We start from the raw sequence: 15,278 nt of genomic DNA, 5'->3' as shown, positions 1-15,278 counted from the left end.
TTAAGCAATCAAAACTTCAGGTTGGCGCCCAGCGAATACTGGCGCGGGCGCGGATAACCGCCCGGGTCGAAGCCGCTGTAAACCTCGGGATTGAGCCCCTTGTAAGCCGTGAGGTAGGCCACGTTGTACACGGATGCATACACGTTGAGGCCGGTGGAGCGGAACTTTTTCACCCATATGGAAGGGAGATCGTACGACAGCGTGATTTCCCGCAGCGCCAGGAAGTCGCCCTTCTGGAACATGACAGACACATCGGAATTGTAGCTGCTGTTGTTGCCGAGGCTCCCGTTGCGGAGGTAATTGCGCTGCCCGAAATCGTAATCGGCGAAAGAGAAGCGCGCATATTTGCGGCCCGCATCGCCCTGGTTCTTCCAGACGTTTTCAGCCAGCGCTTCGGAAGGCGCGCCTTCGTTGAACGCCCTGCCCTGCCCCATCGAGCGGGCCAGCGCACCGTTGCTGATCATATGCCCCATGGCGTAGTCCGCATTCACGCGGAGCGAAACGCCTTTATACGAAAACGTGTTCTGAATCCCGCCGATCTTGTCGGGGTTGCGGTAGCCGATGAACACCTGGTCTTTCATATCGATGATGCCGTCGTTGTTCACATCCTCGAAAATGAAATCCCCGCCGCGCTTCCCGACGATGATACCCTGCGGCGACGCCAGGTTGTCCTTGATCTTCGAATTCCACGCGGCCGCTTCTGCGTCTGTCGCGAAAACGCCCAGCACGTTGAACGCATACACGCCGTAAGGGCGCTCCCCTTCCGCCAGGCCGCCCGCTTCTACCAGCTGGCCCGAGGTTTTGTCGAACACCATGTCGCCACCCTGGCGGTTCTTCGCGCGGCCATTGTCCGGCAAATCGGCGATGGTGGTGCGGTTGAAAGCGAAGGAGAAGTTCGTGTTCCAGCTGAAATCCTTGTTCTTGATGATATTGGCGCCGATCGCGATTTCGATGCCCCTGTTGCGGAGGGCGCCGTTGTTGTAGGCGATGGAGGTGAAAGGCGATTCTGACGGGAGGGGTTTGGAGGTGAGGCGGTCTTTCGTCAACTTGTCATACACGTCTATGGAAAGATTGATCCTGTTCCTGAACAAACCCGCTTCCAGCGCAATGTCAGTGGTAACGGTAGATTCCCACCGCAGCCGCGGATTGGCCAGTCCGGAACGCACCACGCCTGCATAGGTGGCGTATGCCACGCCGGTATATTCGCCGTAGGTGTCCACGATGCTCAGTCCGCTGAGCCCGGCCATGCCCCAGCTGGCGCGCAGTTTCAGGGCGCTCACGGTATTGCTGCTCCAGAAGTTCTCCCGGTCGATGTTCCAGCCGGCGGAAATGGAAGGGAACAGCGCGTACTTGTTTTCCGGCGCGAAGTTCGAGAAACCGTCGTACCGCAATGTACCACCCAGCATGTATTTCGCTTTGTAATCGTAGCTGAACTGACCGAAAAGGCTCGCAGAGCGCGATTCTCCCAACGCCGTCCGGAAATCCGCCACGTTGGTGGTCGCATTTCCGTTCACCGTCGTCAACGGCGGCTCGTTGATCGTGTAAATGTAATCGGTGATGGCCCTTTGCGAGCCCATATCCTTGGAGTGATTGGTGTTCCGGGTGAAGTTCATGCCCGCGAGCACCGTCAGCCGGTGATCTTTATTAAAATCCGTATCGTACTGCAACACCTGGTCGAGCATCAGCTGCCGGGAGTTATTGGTATAGTCGTCTTTCCAGCGGCGCATGGATGGCTGGATCTCGTCTGGCGGCGTGGCCCTGCGCATCGTAAGTTCCTTGTAATCGTCGATCACGTAGGAAAGGGACGGTTTCCAGTGCAGGCCTTTGATAATGGTCAGATCGGCCGCCACGCGAGACACTACGCGTTCCGTAGACGTGCGGATATCGTCGTATTCCAGTGTATGGAAACGGTTGCGGACCGTCCAGTTTTCGCCGGTGGTGGGCTTTCCGTCGTCCTTGAACGTGCGGATGAGCGGCGTGATGCGGATGGCGCGGACCAGGTCGTTCTGGTACGCATCCACATAATTCGGCTTGGTAAACTGGTAATTGACCATGAAATCCAGCCGGAGCCTGTCAGACGCCTGGTACCCGAAATTCCCCAGCGCGTTGTAGCGTTTGTAGCGCGTGCCCACGAGGATGCCCTTCTGATCGGTATACCCCATCGAGAAATTGTAATCGGCTTTATCGGTGCCGCCGTTCAGCGTCACGTTGTCGGTATTGGAAAGCCCTGTGCCCCAGAGTTGTTGCTGGTATTGATTATCGGCGTAGAGCAGTTTGGTGCCGGGATTGATGGGATCGTCCATCACGCGCCAGCCGCGTTGCAGCAGGTTGTCTACATACGCCTGTCCTTCCACTTGCACGATATTGTCGTACAACGCCGTGAGGTACATGCTTTTGCCGTAATCGCCGCGTTTGGTGAAGGTGCGCGTTCCGGCAGAGAACCCGCCGTTATATAACAGGTTGTTCTTGTCGATGGCGTCGGACGTATTGGCCACTGTTATACGGGCGAGGCGGAGATATTCTTCGGCGGAAAGGTAATCGTAATCCCGCGCCTGTGTTTCCCAGGTGCTGCGGTGCGACAGAGTAATGCTGCTCTGCGTGTTCATCCGTCCCCTTTTCGTTTTGATGACGATAACGCCGTTGGCGCCGCGCGCGCCGTAGATAGCGGTAGATGCCGCGTCTTTCATCACCTGGAAAGATTCGATGTCTTCCGGGTTGATGTCGTTCATCGTGGAGCGGAAAACGCCATCCACCACGATGAGGGGGTTGCTCCCGTCAGCCGAGCCGATGGACGCGCCATTGTTATTGCCCAGCCCTGCGCCGTAGACGTTGGGTTTGGTGCCGCCGCGGATGATGATGTTGGTGGCCCCGATGCCCGGTTGCCCCTGTGTGATGGGGATCGACACGCCCGCGATCTTGCCCTGCATGGATTGTACGGGGTTGGGATTGGGATTGTTCTTCAATTCCGCCACGTCCAGTTTGGAGATGGCCGCCGTGTTCTTGCGGGTCGATTGTTCGGTGTAGCCTACGATGAGCACTTCGCCCAACTGGGAGGATGTTTCGGCGAGGTCGACGTTGATCTCGTGGCGATTGCCCACGGTAATTTCTTTCAAGGCATAGTTCATCATTCTGAACACGAGCGTTTCCGTGGGGCCGGCCTGCAGTTGGAAGCGGCCGTTCCCGTCTGTAACGGTGCCCCGCGACGTGCCTTTGACGGACACGCTCACACCGATCATGGGCTCGCGCGTGGCAGAATCGCGCACCATGCCCGTCACCGGCTCGCCGCCGGCCTGGCTAAACCCCGGCAATGCGGTCAGCAGCAGCAGGAAGCAGCAACATAATCTTAGCAATGTCATGTGTGGAAGTTTTGTGTACATGTGATTGAATGAAAAGTCCGCCCCGCCCCCGTTTTCACAGTGGCGGCAAATGCCCGGCCTTACCGCTCTTTCACAGGCAGCACGGCCCGCCGGGCGGCGGTGTTTGAATTAAATAATGGTGGGAGGACGCTACAGTTCCTCTAACGCTGGAATACAGTTGATCATAACGTTCATGTCCTATTTAGTAGTTATGTTCTACATATTAAAAGTAGGAATTTTTAACAAAATCCAAGTATTAATTTTTGTGAACGGTAAAAAAAGTAAAAAAAAAAAGTCCGCCGGTTCCGGCGGACTTCCCTATTATTTCGTTTGGCGGAGCCGGTCGAGATGCGGCTGCAGGTGCGAGGCCATTCCGTCTTTAAACTCCTGGACCGTTCCTTTTTTAAGGATGCGCACCAGGTCTTTGTGCGTGGTCCTGCCGGACACGTATTGTTTGTTTTCCAGTTTCATCACATATCCGAAAACGGGGAGCAGCAAGGTCTGGAAGCGTTTCATCGTTTCGTTGCCGGTCATCTGGTACAACTTGCCATGGAAGGCGATTTCGTTGTTGATCCGGAAGTTGTCTCCCTTGGTTTCGCGGGCTACGATGTCTTCCAGTTCCGCGATGTCTTGCGGGGTTTTGTGGATGAACAGCAGGTCGGCGATGCCCATTTCGAGGACGAGCCGCAGCTCGAACAGGTCTTGCAGCGTAGATTCGTCGATGATCTCGGGGGTCAGTACCTTTTCGAAGGTACCCATGATATCGGGGTTACTGATGACCATGCCCGTTTTCTTTTTCGTTTCGATGATGCCCAGCATTTTGAAGCGGCTAAGCGCTTCACGGACCACGTTGCGGCTCACGCCCAGGGCAGCGGCCAGTTCCAGTTCCGTGGGAAGGGGGTCTCCGGGTTTGAAGTTCTCTTTGGCGAAATACTCGCGCAGGCTTGCTTCCACGCGCTCAGCCATGGATTTGGCGGCAATCGGCTTGATACCGTTCAGCATAAATTTTGTTTTTGTACCACAAGTGAACAAATATACTCATTTGCAGGCGTACGCGATAATAAATTATCCCCGGTGAAGGCATTTCATGTGATTCGGATTAATTTGCGGCCTCTTCCAATATCTATGAAACGTATCATCTTCATCTTATCCGGTTTTGTTGCGTTGCAAACGCAGGCACAGCAGCTTTCGCCTTCTCCGGCCGACATGGCCGCGCTTTCGCAGGCGATCGGGCTGGATTTCCGGAACAGGGATAGCTATACCGCCAAACAATTGAAACGGCAGCTGAGAGGCGCCGAAGAGAAGATCCCGAAAGCGGCCGCAGACCTCGCCACCTTCATGGAGCTGTCAACCGCCGCATTCGACATGTTCGGCAACCCGAAGAACCTTGCAGACTATCTCCGTGAAAACGGCATGGCAGACACGCTCTCCTCCCGCATTTCCGAATATGCCTTTTACCTGCATTCCCTCCGCCGGCCGGCCGATGCAAAACTGGCTTCCGGATTCGGCTATGGTGTGAAGATGTATATGGATACCGCCCGCACGGGGTACTATATCGTCACCATCGCAAAACCCGGGATCGAACTGCGGAAATACAGATCGGGATCGGAACAGCCGGTCAACATCATTTCCGGCCGCCTCACCGGCAATACCGTGGTCCCCCATGAGCGCGACACCACGCTCCGCCTCTTCTTCCTCGACGGCGTGCTGGGCGAATACAACGGCAGCAACGTTGCGCAGGAATATTTCGAATGCAGTCCACAGGGCGTTTTCACCCGATCCAACACTGTTTCCGCGTTCGACGGCATCATCCCGGAAGATATCCCGACGGCCGTGGCGCAATTGCAGGACATCAAAAACGAAGAACCGCCTTACTTCCCCGGGGGCGACGCTGCGCTGAACGAATACTTCAGTAAAAACACCCGCTACCCCGAAGCCGCGCGTAAAAAAGACGTAACGGCGAATATGACCGTATCTTTCGTGATCGATCCCGGTGGAAAGGTCAGGGATGCGAAAGTGATGGGCGAACCGAGAGGGTACGGGCTCGACGAAGAAGCACTGCGCGTCATCAATGCCATGCCCGACTGGTTGCCCGGCCGCCAGGGCGGAAAGAACGTGGCCGTCCAGTTCCGGATGCCGGTCCGGTTCGGGCTTTGAGGATATTGCAGGATCGCGGGGCCCGTGGTCCTCTTTTTTGCCGGAACGGATCATTTGGCGTACATTTGGGTACATCAGCCCGGAGCAGCCTTTCAGCGGATAGTACGGATCATCAGCCCCCGAACACGAAACCCCGACATTACCCTTCGCACATCGCAGACCCGATAAAAATTTGATCACCGCCTCCGCCGGGGGCGCAACCTGATTTGCCATGCGCAACATCCGCCGCAGTCCGAACAACAATTCGCGGAAACCCTCCGCCCAACCGTCTTTCTTCAATCCGCCGCAGGCAACTTCTACCCGGCACAAACTGGCTGCCACCGCAGGAAAGGGAGAACCCATCCCCGCCCCCACCCGCCGTTTCATGGAAAACGCCTTCGGCGCCGATTTCACCAACGTCCACATCCACACCGGCGCATCCGCCGCGGAACTGAACGGCGACGTGCAAGCCAAAGCCTTCACTTACGGAAGCGATATCTACTTCGACCATCAACAATATCAGCCCCACACCCCCGAAGGCCAGCACCTCCTGGCCCACGAACTGACGCACGTCCTCCAACAGGGCAACCAAGCCAAAAGGCGCATCCAGCGGGCCGATATCCATCACCGCAAACTCACCTGGGCCGATTTCACGGCAGACGTGCCCAAGAAAACGACCGGGTTCGAAGCGGCCACGAAATCGGACATCGAAGATTTCGACGTATCGAAATACCCCTTCAAAAAACTCAGCGAAACGGAAAACGGCACTTCTTTCCAGTCGGGCAAAACGGTGACCGATTGCGAAAAAGGAAAAGACAAAGACAAAAAAGCTGCCGAACACCCGGAGAAATACAAAGCCTACAAAGTGAACATCGAGGGCGATACGAGCAAGCTCAAAGTGAAAGCTTACATGCGGCAGGAAGAATCCTGGGCCAAAAAATGGCTGTACGACCCCAAAGAGCGCGAAGCCCACGCCGATACCTTCGTGCCCGCCTGCGAAAGCCAGTTCAACAAAAGCCAGACGTCTTCAGAAAAAGCGTGCGACAACGACGTAAAGACCTGTGCGGCGGAAATGAAGAAAAAGAAACTCGCCTCCTATAAAATCTATAACACGACCGTCACCGATCCGGCCGATTGCGGCAACATCAAGCCCAATTGCGTGAAAGACCGGATGAGCAGCGTCAAGTATCAATGGAAAAACCATAACAACGTCAAAGTGGAAGCGTCCAGGCTCGGCGACTGCAAAACATCGTTCAAAAAAGGCCTCGTCAATACCGGCCTGGAAGATTCCAGCACATCGCTCCTCAATCACGAGCAGCGCCATTTCGACATCACGCACCAGGTGGCCGAAAAGATCAGCACCGAAATGCAAACCCTCGCCTCCTCGTTCACCACGAAGGAAGTGGAAGCCTGTGGAAAAGGAAATGCACTGGCCGCTGCCGAAAAGGAGCTGAAAAGCCAGCGCAAAAAGTTGTCGGACAAAATGAAAGCCATCCGCAAAACCCTGGGCACATACCAGAGAAATTACGATAACGAAACCAACCACAGTAAGGTCGTGAAAGCGCAGGATTGGTGGAACCGCAATATCGACGCGGGTTTGCCGAAGTCTTCCGGAGTGAAGGACAAGTTCATCTAATCATTACCCTTCACGATCCGGATGATCTTCAGTTTGCCCATGATCAGGTGGAGTATAAAAACCGATCCCCCGTCCAGGCGCACGATGCCCGACAGGATGCAATAGTACCGGACCGTCCGTTTGAGCGCCGCTTTCACGCGGTGCAGGATAGAAATGCCCTGTTTGGTGCGGCTTTCGTACAGGGGGCGTCAACGGTCTTTCGCATCGGCGATCATGGCCTCGAAAAACCAGGTGATCCCCGCCGCCGCGTACCCCAGCAGCCGCGAATCGTCTCCCAGTTCAGACGATACGATCTGTGTTTTTTCCCGGATCTGCGTCATGCAATACGTATTGATCGCCTGCTGCATGGGCAGGGTGATGTATTGCCGCGCCGCCGCGATCTTGCCGCTCAGGATCACCATTTCAGGGTTGAACAGCTGGATGAGGATGGAAATGCCCTTGCCGAGGTTGGTCCCGATGTTGGACAGCAGCTGGATGGAATACTGGTCGCCCTTGTTGGCCGCGCGGATGATCAGTTCCGTTTCGATGCGGTATATCTCTTTGTTAGACAGGTCGTTAATAATGGAGTTCTGTCCCGATAAAATCCCTTCCCGTGCCATTTTCGATAACGTCATCCCCGACGCCACCGTTTCCAGGCAGCCGTATTTGCCGCAATAGCACAGTTCCCCGTTTTCCACGAAAGGCATATGCCCCATTTCCCCCGAAAACCCCGAACTGCCGTGCTGCACCTTTCCGTCCATGATGATACCAAGGCCGATGCCCCAGTCCATAAGGATCACGAGTACGTTCTTGCGGCCGATGGCATGGCCATACCGCAATTCGGCGAGGGCGGAACCTTTTACATCGTTCTGGATCACTACGGGCATGCCGAGTTGCTGTTCGAAAGCTTCGCGTAATGTGAGGCCGTCGGTTTCATCGAGGAGGTAGCTGTAGTTTTCGCCCGTGATGGGATCGATGAGCCCGGGCATGCCCACGGAGCAGCCTACGAGGCGGGATTCCTCGATTTCGGCGGTGCGGATGAGGTCGCGCACATGCTCGATAAGCGTTTCGAAGAAGGCTTTCCGGTTGCGGGAAAGGGCTACGGGAACGGTTTTGACGGGCGTTACGAAGTGGTTGTTATTATCCACGATCGCCATGCTTGTTTTGAACAGTTCTATATCGATGCAAATTTCGAAGATCACGTTGCGCTGGAGGCGGAACAGGTCCGGTTTCCGACCGCCGATCGATTCCCCGACCCCGCGTTTCTCCACGATCTTCTCCCGCGTCAGTTCCGCCAGCATTTTGAAAACCGTAGGCGCGCTGATGCCGATGGTGTCGCAAAGGCTCGAGATGGACGAGGGGCCGTTGGTATACAGATGTTGCAGCAGCCTGTATCTCAACTGAATTTGCTTCCTGCTCAAAGTCGGGTCCATCGCGAAAGGTTCGCGGTTTAACAAATTAACGTTCATATGACCTGCGTTTTCCGGTTCACTACAAATCTTTGAAAAATTTTTTAATGAAGTCACTAATTTCTATTAAAAAATAAAAAAAGATTTCGGCATGGAAAAATTAGTCCCGTTATTGTACCTGCATACATCAAATTAATGGGGAAGGCCGGCTACAACATGCAAAACGACCGGCCTTTAGCAGCGGGGATTTTTACGACAGGCAGGCATTTGGTAAAAGCAGGAAATAAGCGACAGAGATGATGATTGAGAAAACCGGTCGAAAAGACCGGTTTTTCTATTTTAGCCGATTCTGGATCCGTTCTGCCCGAAATCGGTGCTCTTCAATTCCTTTTTGGCGGTTGCATACTGCTCCGTTGCCTTTTGGAGTCTTTTCCGGATGAACCCCATCAGGTTCCTGGGCGCCAGCACCCGCATCATTTCCCCGAAACCCAAAATCTCGCGTTCCAGTTCGAAATTCAGCGTTACGTTTATCCGGATCATGATGCTCCCGTCTGCCTCCTGGCGGAGGAGTTGCTGCGAATGATGAAGTGGCTTCGTCAGCACATAGGGCGCCTGGTTGGGGTGCACCCAGAGGACGACCTTTTGCGGGCGGTCGCGCTCCGACCGCGTAACCCCGATCGTTTCCGCGAAATACCGTTCGAAGTCGATGCCGGTGTAGGGGATATAGTCTTTGGGGGACATTTCCATGAACTCCACGATCCGGTCGAGCGCCAGGGTCGTCAATGCGCTGCCTTTCCGCGGATGGGTGATGAGGAACCACCGGTTCCGGTATTCCTTCAGCAGATACGGGTGGTATACCGCCGGGATGGGCGCTTTCGCCTTGAAAGACTGGTAAGTGATGAGCAGCGGCACTTTTTTGCGGATGGCCTGGTACAGCGGCAGGATGTGCTCCAGGCCTTTCAACAATTTATTGCCTTCGAGCTGGATGTGGTTATGCTCGCGGTTGACGGATTTATGCAGGCTGTTTTCCAGCCGGGCGATGATATCGTTCATATCATCGAAATAATCGAATCCGTTCATCTGGCGCAACACGCTCACGATTTCCGACATCTTCTCCACATCGGCGTCCGTCACTTTCGATTGGTTGATGCTGTAACCGCTTTCGGAATACGTGTAGTAGCGTTTGTTCAACACCACGATGGGCGCGTTGTAGCCGAGCTTATCGCTACGCATGAGCTGGATATCGGCCTGAACGGTGCGTTTGCTCACACCACCGGTGATGCCTTCATATTCGTAAAGGGCTTCCGACACTTTTTCGATCAGCATTTCCAGCGTCCATTTGCGGTGGCTGTTGCGGAGGCACTGGTCGATCGTCTTGTAACGGATCAGGGCAACTTTATGTATCGCCATGGGTAGGGGATTTCCGGTAAATATATCCTACCCGGTCCAATTACGCAACAGAACTACGCAAAAGAGTTGCGCAGTTCTGCTGACCCTCTATGCTTCATTCCAATTAATTACGATTTAAAACTTTAACTATCAATCAATTAAAAAATATTTTATAATTTCTTTCAACTGCGCAAGTCCCCTGCATGCTACTGCGCAAATATTTGCATTGTCAAACAACGATAGCTCTTTACGACGCAAAAAAACGGAACAGTAGCTCAGCTGGTAGAGCAGGTTAGTTCAACGATTGCCCAACATGAGAGGCCAGGTTGAACTTACTTCAGCGACTTAACGCCCGTGTCGCGGGTTCGAATCCCGCCTGTTCCGCCAAAGGTCAAGTCCGGCTTACTTCGCCCGGACCGAAAGGTCCGACCCTTAAAGCAGCCGGGCGATTACTTCACCGGAGGTCAACCGCCGCTTACTCCCATCACACAAAATGATCGAGCGGCGGGCTCACCTCCCTTATGCAACCATCATGAACAAACAATTACAAACAGTCGCCATCCGCCACCAGGCGGTGTACCTCCCGGAAACGAGCGCCTGTGTTTCCAAAACCCTCCGGGAACCTGCGGCCGGCTTGGCTGTCAACCTCGCGAAGCTGGGATTCCGGATGGACGAGCCGCTCCTCCACCAGGTGAACCAGCTGCCCGCGCCGGCCGTGCTCGCCGTCTACGATGCTTTCCGCGAAACCCTCCAGGTGAACCGGAACTGGACGCCCCTCGTGAAAGGATGGGACCAGCCTACCGGCGAAAAACGCGCCCATCACTGGGTTACCGCTATCGCAAATATTTTCCGCGAAGATTTCGAAGGAACCACGCTCGCCTGCGGGCACCTGATCCCCGATCATACGTTCCCCCTCGAGCGTTACAATGGCTGCCCGTTCTGCGGAACGCCGTTCGAAACTGGAAAGATTTTTACGGGACAGGGTTCAGCTTATAAACTGCTCACGTTGTGGACGGATGCTTCGATGCAAACCGCGCTCCGCGACCTGCTGACCTCCAAAACCGCGCTGGACGCCACACAGGCAGATTCCCTCCGCATTTTGCTGGCACATTACCCGCTGCCCGACGTGGCCATCGGGATGAAAGAAACCCTCATGCTCGTGATCGCCGCGCTGGCAGCCGCCGGCAAGCAAAAGGAAGCGGGAAAATTCCTGCAATCGCCCGGTGATATCCTGCGATACCTGTGGTTCCGGCATACCGGGTTCCTGCAAATCGTGCAGCCGTCCGTTATTGCAAAGCGCACTGCGCGGAACAACCTGCACCTCATGCCTGGCGCCGGAAAGGCACAAAAAGCGCAGGCCGCCGCCAAAGCCCGGCTGAAACTGAAGTACGGAAGAAAGGAAGCACGCGTGGTAGCGGGATGGATCAACGAGATGCCTTTGTCCGCCGAAACAGCGGCCGAGCAGATGCACCCTAAAAGGGAAATCTGGGTGCGCTACATCCGTGCGCTCCGCCTCGCTGAATTCAGCCACCGGCCGGGCATGGAAAAACTGGAACGGCTGCTCCATGTTTTCTATCACCGGAAATACGAAGTATGGGCCGGGAAACTGGAAACGGCGCGCATCCGCTACGACGCAACCACTGCATTCGGCTTGCTGCAGGAACGCCCCGGGCAGTTCGCACGGGCGCTGTTCTCCAACATGCTGTGGTTCGGGAAAGAAGAAACGCTGCAGGCTTTCGGACGCGTGAAAGGACAGGTGCCTGCACGGTTGCTGCTGACGCTGAACAACTATGCAGAGAACTACTTCGTACTGAAAATGCCCCGGGCGGTGAAGCCCCTGGGCGGAACCACCATGCAGGTAAAACCCAACCAACTGTTGGCGCTGTATCCCGACGAGCAGCGGGAGGCCATGGCAAAGGGTATCGAACAAGTGTTCATTGAGACGATGTTCGACCGCTATGCCGCACAGCCTACCGCGAGCCGCACCCTGTTCATCGACCCGGTATTGCAGATGATGCCGATGCCCGTGGGAGAACGTTCCGAGAACGTACAAGATCTCCCGTCTGCCCTCATGGGAACACGCTTCCCCGTTCCGGGCAACCAGGTGCGCCTCTTCATGCAATGGGGAAAGCATCTACCGGCGCAGCCCCTGGACATGGACCTGAGCGCAGGCATCGTTTACGAAAGGAAAACGGAGATCTGCAACTACGTAAGACTGAACATCACCGGCGCGCGGCATAGCGGAGACATCCGCGCCATCCCGAACTGGACTGGTACCGCGGAGTACATCGACATCGACCTCGACGTGCTGCAAAAAGCGGGTGCACGATACGCCGTGTTCACCTGCAACGCCTACAGCAACGGCGCCATCTCCCCCAACCTCGTGACCGGGTGGATGAACAGCGTACATAGCATGAAGGTGGATGCCGATACCGGCGTGGCTTACGACCCTTCCTGCGTGCAGCACCAGGTGCGGATCACGCAGTCGCTGACCAAGGGACTGATCTTCGGCGTGCTCGACGTTTCCGCCGGCGAGATCATCTGGCTGGAACAGGCGTTCGACGGGCAAACGGCCCACAGCCTGAGCCTGAAAACACTGGAACTGCAACTGGCAAAGCTCCAGGCGCGGACTACCGTGGGGCGGCTGCTGGAACTGAAAGCCCAGGCACAGGGGCTGACGATCGTGCAAGAAGCGCAGGATGCCGATGAGGCTTATACGAAAGAATGGGCGCGCAACATCGCCGCCGTAACACAATTACTGACCGACTGACGACGCCCTTCGGGGCATCGCCGGCCTTACATCCATAACCCAATGAGTCAACAAATAGTGACATCGCTGCAATCCCTCGCGGCTGCCCACCAGGTGAAGATACTCTTCGCCTGCGAATCGGGCAGCCGGGCCTGGGGCTTTCCATCGCCGGACAGCGATTATGACGCCAGATTCATATATGTTCAAAAACCGGAGGCATACCTTTCGCTCAGCGATGCCAAAGAACAATTGTCGCTGCCATTGACCAGCGAGTTGGACGTATGCGGATGGGACCTCCGCAAGCTGCTACGCCTGCTGTATAAATCGAACTGCACGCCTTTCGAATGGCTGCAATCACCCGTAGTGTACATGGAGCAGGAAGGTTTCCGCGAAAGCTTGATGGACCTGTTTCCACAGTATTTCAACAGCCGCCGGCAGATACACCACTATCTCGGCATCGCGCAGGGTGCGCTTTCCACGATGCGGGAAAAGCAGATAGGCATCAAGAAACTGTTCTACGTACTGCGCCCGCTGCTTGCCGCCAACTGGATAGCGACGAAGGGCGCGTATCCGCCCATGACCCTGCCACCTTTGCTGGAACTGGCGCCTGCCAATATACAGCGGATGGTGAATGATTTGATACGATGGAAAACGGAAGCGGCGGAAAGCGCGCCGGTGGAAGTTCCCGGAGAACTAATGCAATTTATGACCGAACGCATGCAATCGCTCGCGGATGCGGCATCTTCCGAAAACAGGATGTCCGTATCCACCGCGCCGCTGGATGCATACTTTCAAAAAATGCTGTTATGATAGACATAGCTTACCTGAAAGCGAATGGCCTCGTGCTTTTCGAAGCGCTGAGCGGCAGCCGGGCTTATGGGCTGGCCACGCCATCGTCCGACACCGATATGAAAGGTGTGTTTTACCTGCCCCGGCATTTGTTCTTTTCGGGGGAATATGTGCCACAGGTGGCCAACGCATCTAACGACGCCGTGTATTACGAACTGGGACGGTTTGTGGAATTGCTGTGCAAGAATAATCCCAACATGCTGGAATTGCTCTGTACGCCGGCATCTGCGGTAAATTTCCGGCATCCTTTAATGGACGCGTTCCCAAAGGAAATGTTCTTTTCGAAACTGGCAGAGGAAACCTTCGCCGGGTACGCCTGGTCGCAGATCGGGAAAGCGAAGGGACTGAACAAGAAAATCAACAACCCCGAGCCCGAAACGCGAAAAACCGTCATAGACTGCTGTTACGTGACGGCAGGCGGCAAAACGGTAGCGCTGGCCGCCTGGTTGCGGGCCACGCGCAGGCGCGCGGAATTTTGCGGCCTCACGGCGATGCCGCATACCAAAGGCCTGTACGCCCTGTATTACGACGAAAACGCGGGATACCGGGGAATCGTTTCCAGTGCGGATAGCGATGATGTGCATGGCTCGCCGGTAGCTAAGGGAACAACACCGGAAGCGTACCTTTTCTTCAACCAGGAAGCCTATTCCGCGCACTGCCGGTCTTACGCCGCATACTGGAAATGGGTGAGCGAGCGCAACGAAGCGCGGTTCACCGGCAACCAGGCGCACGGCAAAGGGTTCGATGCGAAGAACATGATGCATACCACACGGCTATTGCGCATGGCTCACGAACTGTTTACCGAAGGCGAATTGCCGGTCTGGCGGCACGACCGGGAAGAACTGCTCGCCATCAAGCGCGGGGAACGGGATTACGATGAATTGCTCCGGGAAGCGGAAGCGCTGATGGCAACCATAGCATCCGCTGCCCGGAAGAGCCCCCTGCCCGACAAGCCCGATACAGATGCCGCGCGAAAGGCGCTGGCGGCGGTGCGCGAAAAACTGTATTACCCTGCTGTTCTCTGATAAGGGCGGGTTTAGCCCGCCGATTGTTGCCCTATACCGAAACGGAATGTCCCGCCCCTGAAAAGGCGGGCTTCCGGATTTCGGGAGCACTTACCATTGCTCCCCCCGAAGCTGAAAATCTTCCGTAACTTCCGGGACCGAACCCGATTGCGGACAAAATCGCCCGACATGAAAACCCAATTTCTTAACCAGCTCATCAACTTCTTCTGGATGATCCTGTGCTGCGCTCCCCTGCTCTGGTACTGGCTCCTGGCCGGTTGGGACGTATGGGCCTGGATATTCAACATCGCTTCATGTGTAATAGGCCTGCTGCCCCGCCCGCTGTTGAAATGGACGCAATTCGCCACCACGCGCCGGGGATTAGAAAAACTGGGCGTCAAAACCTTTCGGAAACTCACGCAAAACGGCGACTGGGCCAATGCCGCCACCCGCAATGCCGGCAACACCGTCGGCGACCTCGCCGGTGCGAAAAAATATCTCTCCACCGTTGATATGTTCGAGCGATTTCACCTCATTTGCGGCTTCTTTTTCCTCCTTTCGGGTTTACATGCTTTTGCGTTTGGATATTGGGTGATGGGAGCGCTCATCCTCACGGCCAATCTCGTTTTCAATGTGGCGGCCATTATCCTGCAACAGTATAACCGGATGCGGATCGAGCGGTTAACCCGCGAAGTATTGTAAAATCACGATCGGGCCGATCTTGCCAAACAAGAAAACCTGCGCGGACGCAGGTTTTCAACTGAATATCCT

General features: G+C 55.5%; 11 protein-coding genes and 1 tRNA gene. 7 read left to right on the top strand and 5 right to left on the bottom strand.

The features are described from left to right. Positions 1–8: 8 nt before the first annotated feature. On the bottom strand, positions 9–3,356 hold the full coding sequence (locus EJ361_RS14135) for a SusC/RagA family TonB-linked outer membrane protein (protein WP_126246280.1): 3,348 nt from the start codon (positions 3,354–3,356) through the stop codon (positions 9–11). Positions 3,357–3,677: 321 nt separating this feature from the next. Next, a complete protein-coding gene (locus EJ361_RS14130) occupies positions 3,678–4,358 on the bottom strand; it encodes a FadR/GntR family transcriptional regulator (protein ID WP_126246279.1) in 681 nt (226 codons plus the stop codon). A 123-nt stretch (positions 4,359–4,481) separates the two neighbouring features. On the opposite strand from EJ361_RS14130, the gene EJ361_RS14125 reads away from it, so the two are divergent. After that, entirely contained in the window at positions 4,482–5,513 is a 1,032-nt protein-coding gene (locus EJ361_RS14125; RefSeq protein ID WP_126246278.1) for an energy transducer TonB, read from the top strand. A gap of 211 nt (positions 5,514–5,724) precedes the next feature. Then, the gene (locus EJ361_RS14120) at positions 5,725–7,128 is read left to right on the top strand and encodes an eCIS core domain-containing protein (protein ID WP_126246277.1); all 1,404 of its coding nucleotides are present in this window, start codon (positions 5,725–5,727) and stop codon (positions 7,126–7,128) included. Here the strand turns inward: EJ361_RS14120 and EJ361_RS25635 are convergent. From EJ361_RS25635 to EJ361_RS14110, 3 genes are all read right to left on the bottom strand, one after another. Further along, positions 7,125–7,265: a hypothetical protein gene (locus EJ361_RS25635; protein WP_164714237.1), complete on the bottom strand. Its 141-nt coding sequence runs from the start codon at positions 7,263–7,265 to the stop codon at positions 7,125–7,127. The two genes, EJ361_RS14120 and EJ361_RS25635, sit on opposite strands and share 4 nt — an antisense overlap. A gap of 51 nt (positions 7,266–7,316) precedes the next feature. Further along, positions 7,317–8,576 (bottom strand): ROK family transcriptional regulator, encoded by a 1,260-nt coding sequence (locus tag EJ361_RS14115; RefSeq protein ID WP_126246276.1) that lies wholly within the window; start codon positions 8,574–8,576, stop codon positions 7,317–7,319. A gap of 279 nt (positions 8,577–8,855) precedes the next feature. Continuing rightward, positions 8,856–9,926: a helix-turn-helix transcriptional regulator gene (locus EJ361_RS14110; RefSeq protein WP_126246275.1), complete on the bottom strand. Its 1,071-nt coding sequence runs from the start codon at positions 9,924–9,926 to the stop codon at positions 8,856–8,858. 243 nt (positions 9,927–10,169) lie between these two features. Here EJ361_RS14110 and EJ361_RS14100 point away from each other — a divergent pair. The 5 genes from EJ361_RS14100 (at position 10,170) to EJ361_RS14080 (ending at position 15,209) form a co-directional block, all read left to right on the top strand. Then, a tRNA-OTHER gene (locus EJ361_RS14100) sits at positions 10,170–10,292 on the top strand. A gap of 145 nt (positions 10,293–10,437) precedes the next feature. After that, complete coding sequence (locus EJ361_RS14095; RefSeq protein WP_126246274.1) at positions 10,438–12,675, top strand: hypothetical protein; 2,238 nt, start codon at positions 10,438–10,440, stop codon at positions 12,673–12,675. Positions 12,676–12,717: 42 nt separating this feature from the next. Beyond that, positions 12,718–13,464 (top strand): nucleotidyltransferase domain-containing protein, encoded by a 747-nt coding sequence (locus EJ361_RS14090; RefSeq protein WP_126246273.1) that lies wholly within the window; start codon positions 12,718–12,720, stop codon positions 13,462–13,464. Further along, positions 13,461–14,528 carry a DNA polymerase beta superfamily protein gene (locus EJ361_RS14085; protein WP_126246272.1) on the top strand — a complete coding sequence of 356 codons (1,068 nt, stop codon included), beginning with the start codon at positions 13,461–13,463 and terminating at the stop codon, positions 14,526–14,528. Before EJ361_RS14090 ends, EJ361_RS14085 begins: the two co-directional genes overlap by 4 nt. A 168-nt stretch (positions 14,529–14,696) precedes the next feature. Then, the gene (locus EJ361_RS14080) at positions 14,697–15,209 is read left to right on the top strand and encodes a glycosyl-4,4'-diaponeurosporenoate acyltransferase CrtO family protein (protein WP_126246271.1); all 513 of its coding nucleotides are present in this window, start codon (positions 14,697–14,699) and stop codon (positions 15,207–15,209) included. Positions 15,210–15,278 lie beyond the last annotated feature (69 nt).

It is taken from the genome of Chitinophaga rhizosphaerae (genome assembly GCF_003958645.1).
Classification (GTDB): Bacteria; Bacteroidota; Bacteroidia; order Chitinophagales; family Chitinophagaceae; genus Chitinophaga; species Chitinophaga rhizosphaerae.
This window is presented reverse-complemented; position numbering and strand designations above follow the sequence as displayed.

Bases quoted from the DNA above. Each gene is read 5' to 3' on its own strand.
- EJ361_RS14080 (WP_126246271.1), top strand. From the start codon at position 14,697: ATGAAAACCCAATTTCTTAACCAGCTCATCAACTTCTTCTGGATGATC.
- EJ361_RS14135 (WP_126246280.1), bottom strand. From the start codon at position 3,356: ATGACATTGCTAAGATTATGTTGCTGCTTCCTGCTGCTGCTGACCGCA.
- EJ361_RS14095 (WP_126246274.1), top strand. From the start codon at position 10,438: ATGAACAAACAATTACAAACAGTCGCCATCCGCCACCAGGCGGTGTAC.
- EJ361_RS14090 (WP_126246273.1), top strand. From the start codon at position 12,718: ATGAGTCAACAAATAGTGACATCGCTGCAATCCCTCGCGGCTGCCCAC.
- EJ361_RS14085 (WP_126246272.1), top strand. From the start codon at position 13,461: ATGATAGACATAGCTTACCTGAAAGCGAATGGCCTCGTGCTTTTCGAA.
- EJ361_RS14120 (WP_126246277.1), top strand. From the start codon at position 5,725: ATGCGCAACATCCGCCGCAGTCCGAACAACAATTCGCGGAAACCCTCC.
- EJ361_RS14130 (WP_126246279.1), bottom strand. From the start codon at position 4,358: ATGCTGAACGGTATCAAGCCGATTGCCGCCAAATCCATGGCTGAGCGC.
- EJ361_RS14115 (WP_126246276.1), bottom strand. From the start codon at position 8,576: ATGAACGTTAATTTGTTAAACCGCGAACCTTTCGCGATGGACCCGACT.
- EJ361_RS14125 (WP_126246278.1), top strand. From the start codon at position 4,482: ATGAAACGTATCATCTTCATCTTATCCGGTTTTGTTGCGTTGCAAACG.
- EJ361_RS14110 (WP_126246275.1), bottom strand. From the start codon at position 9,926: ATGGCGATACATAAAGTTGCCCTGATCCGTTACAAGACGATCGACCAG.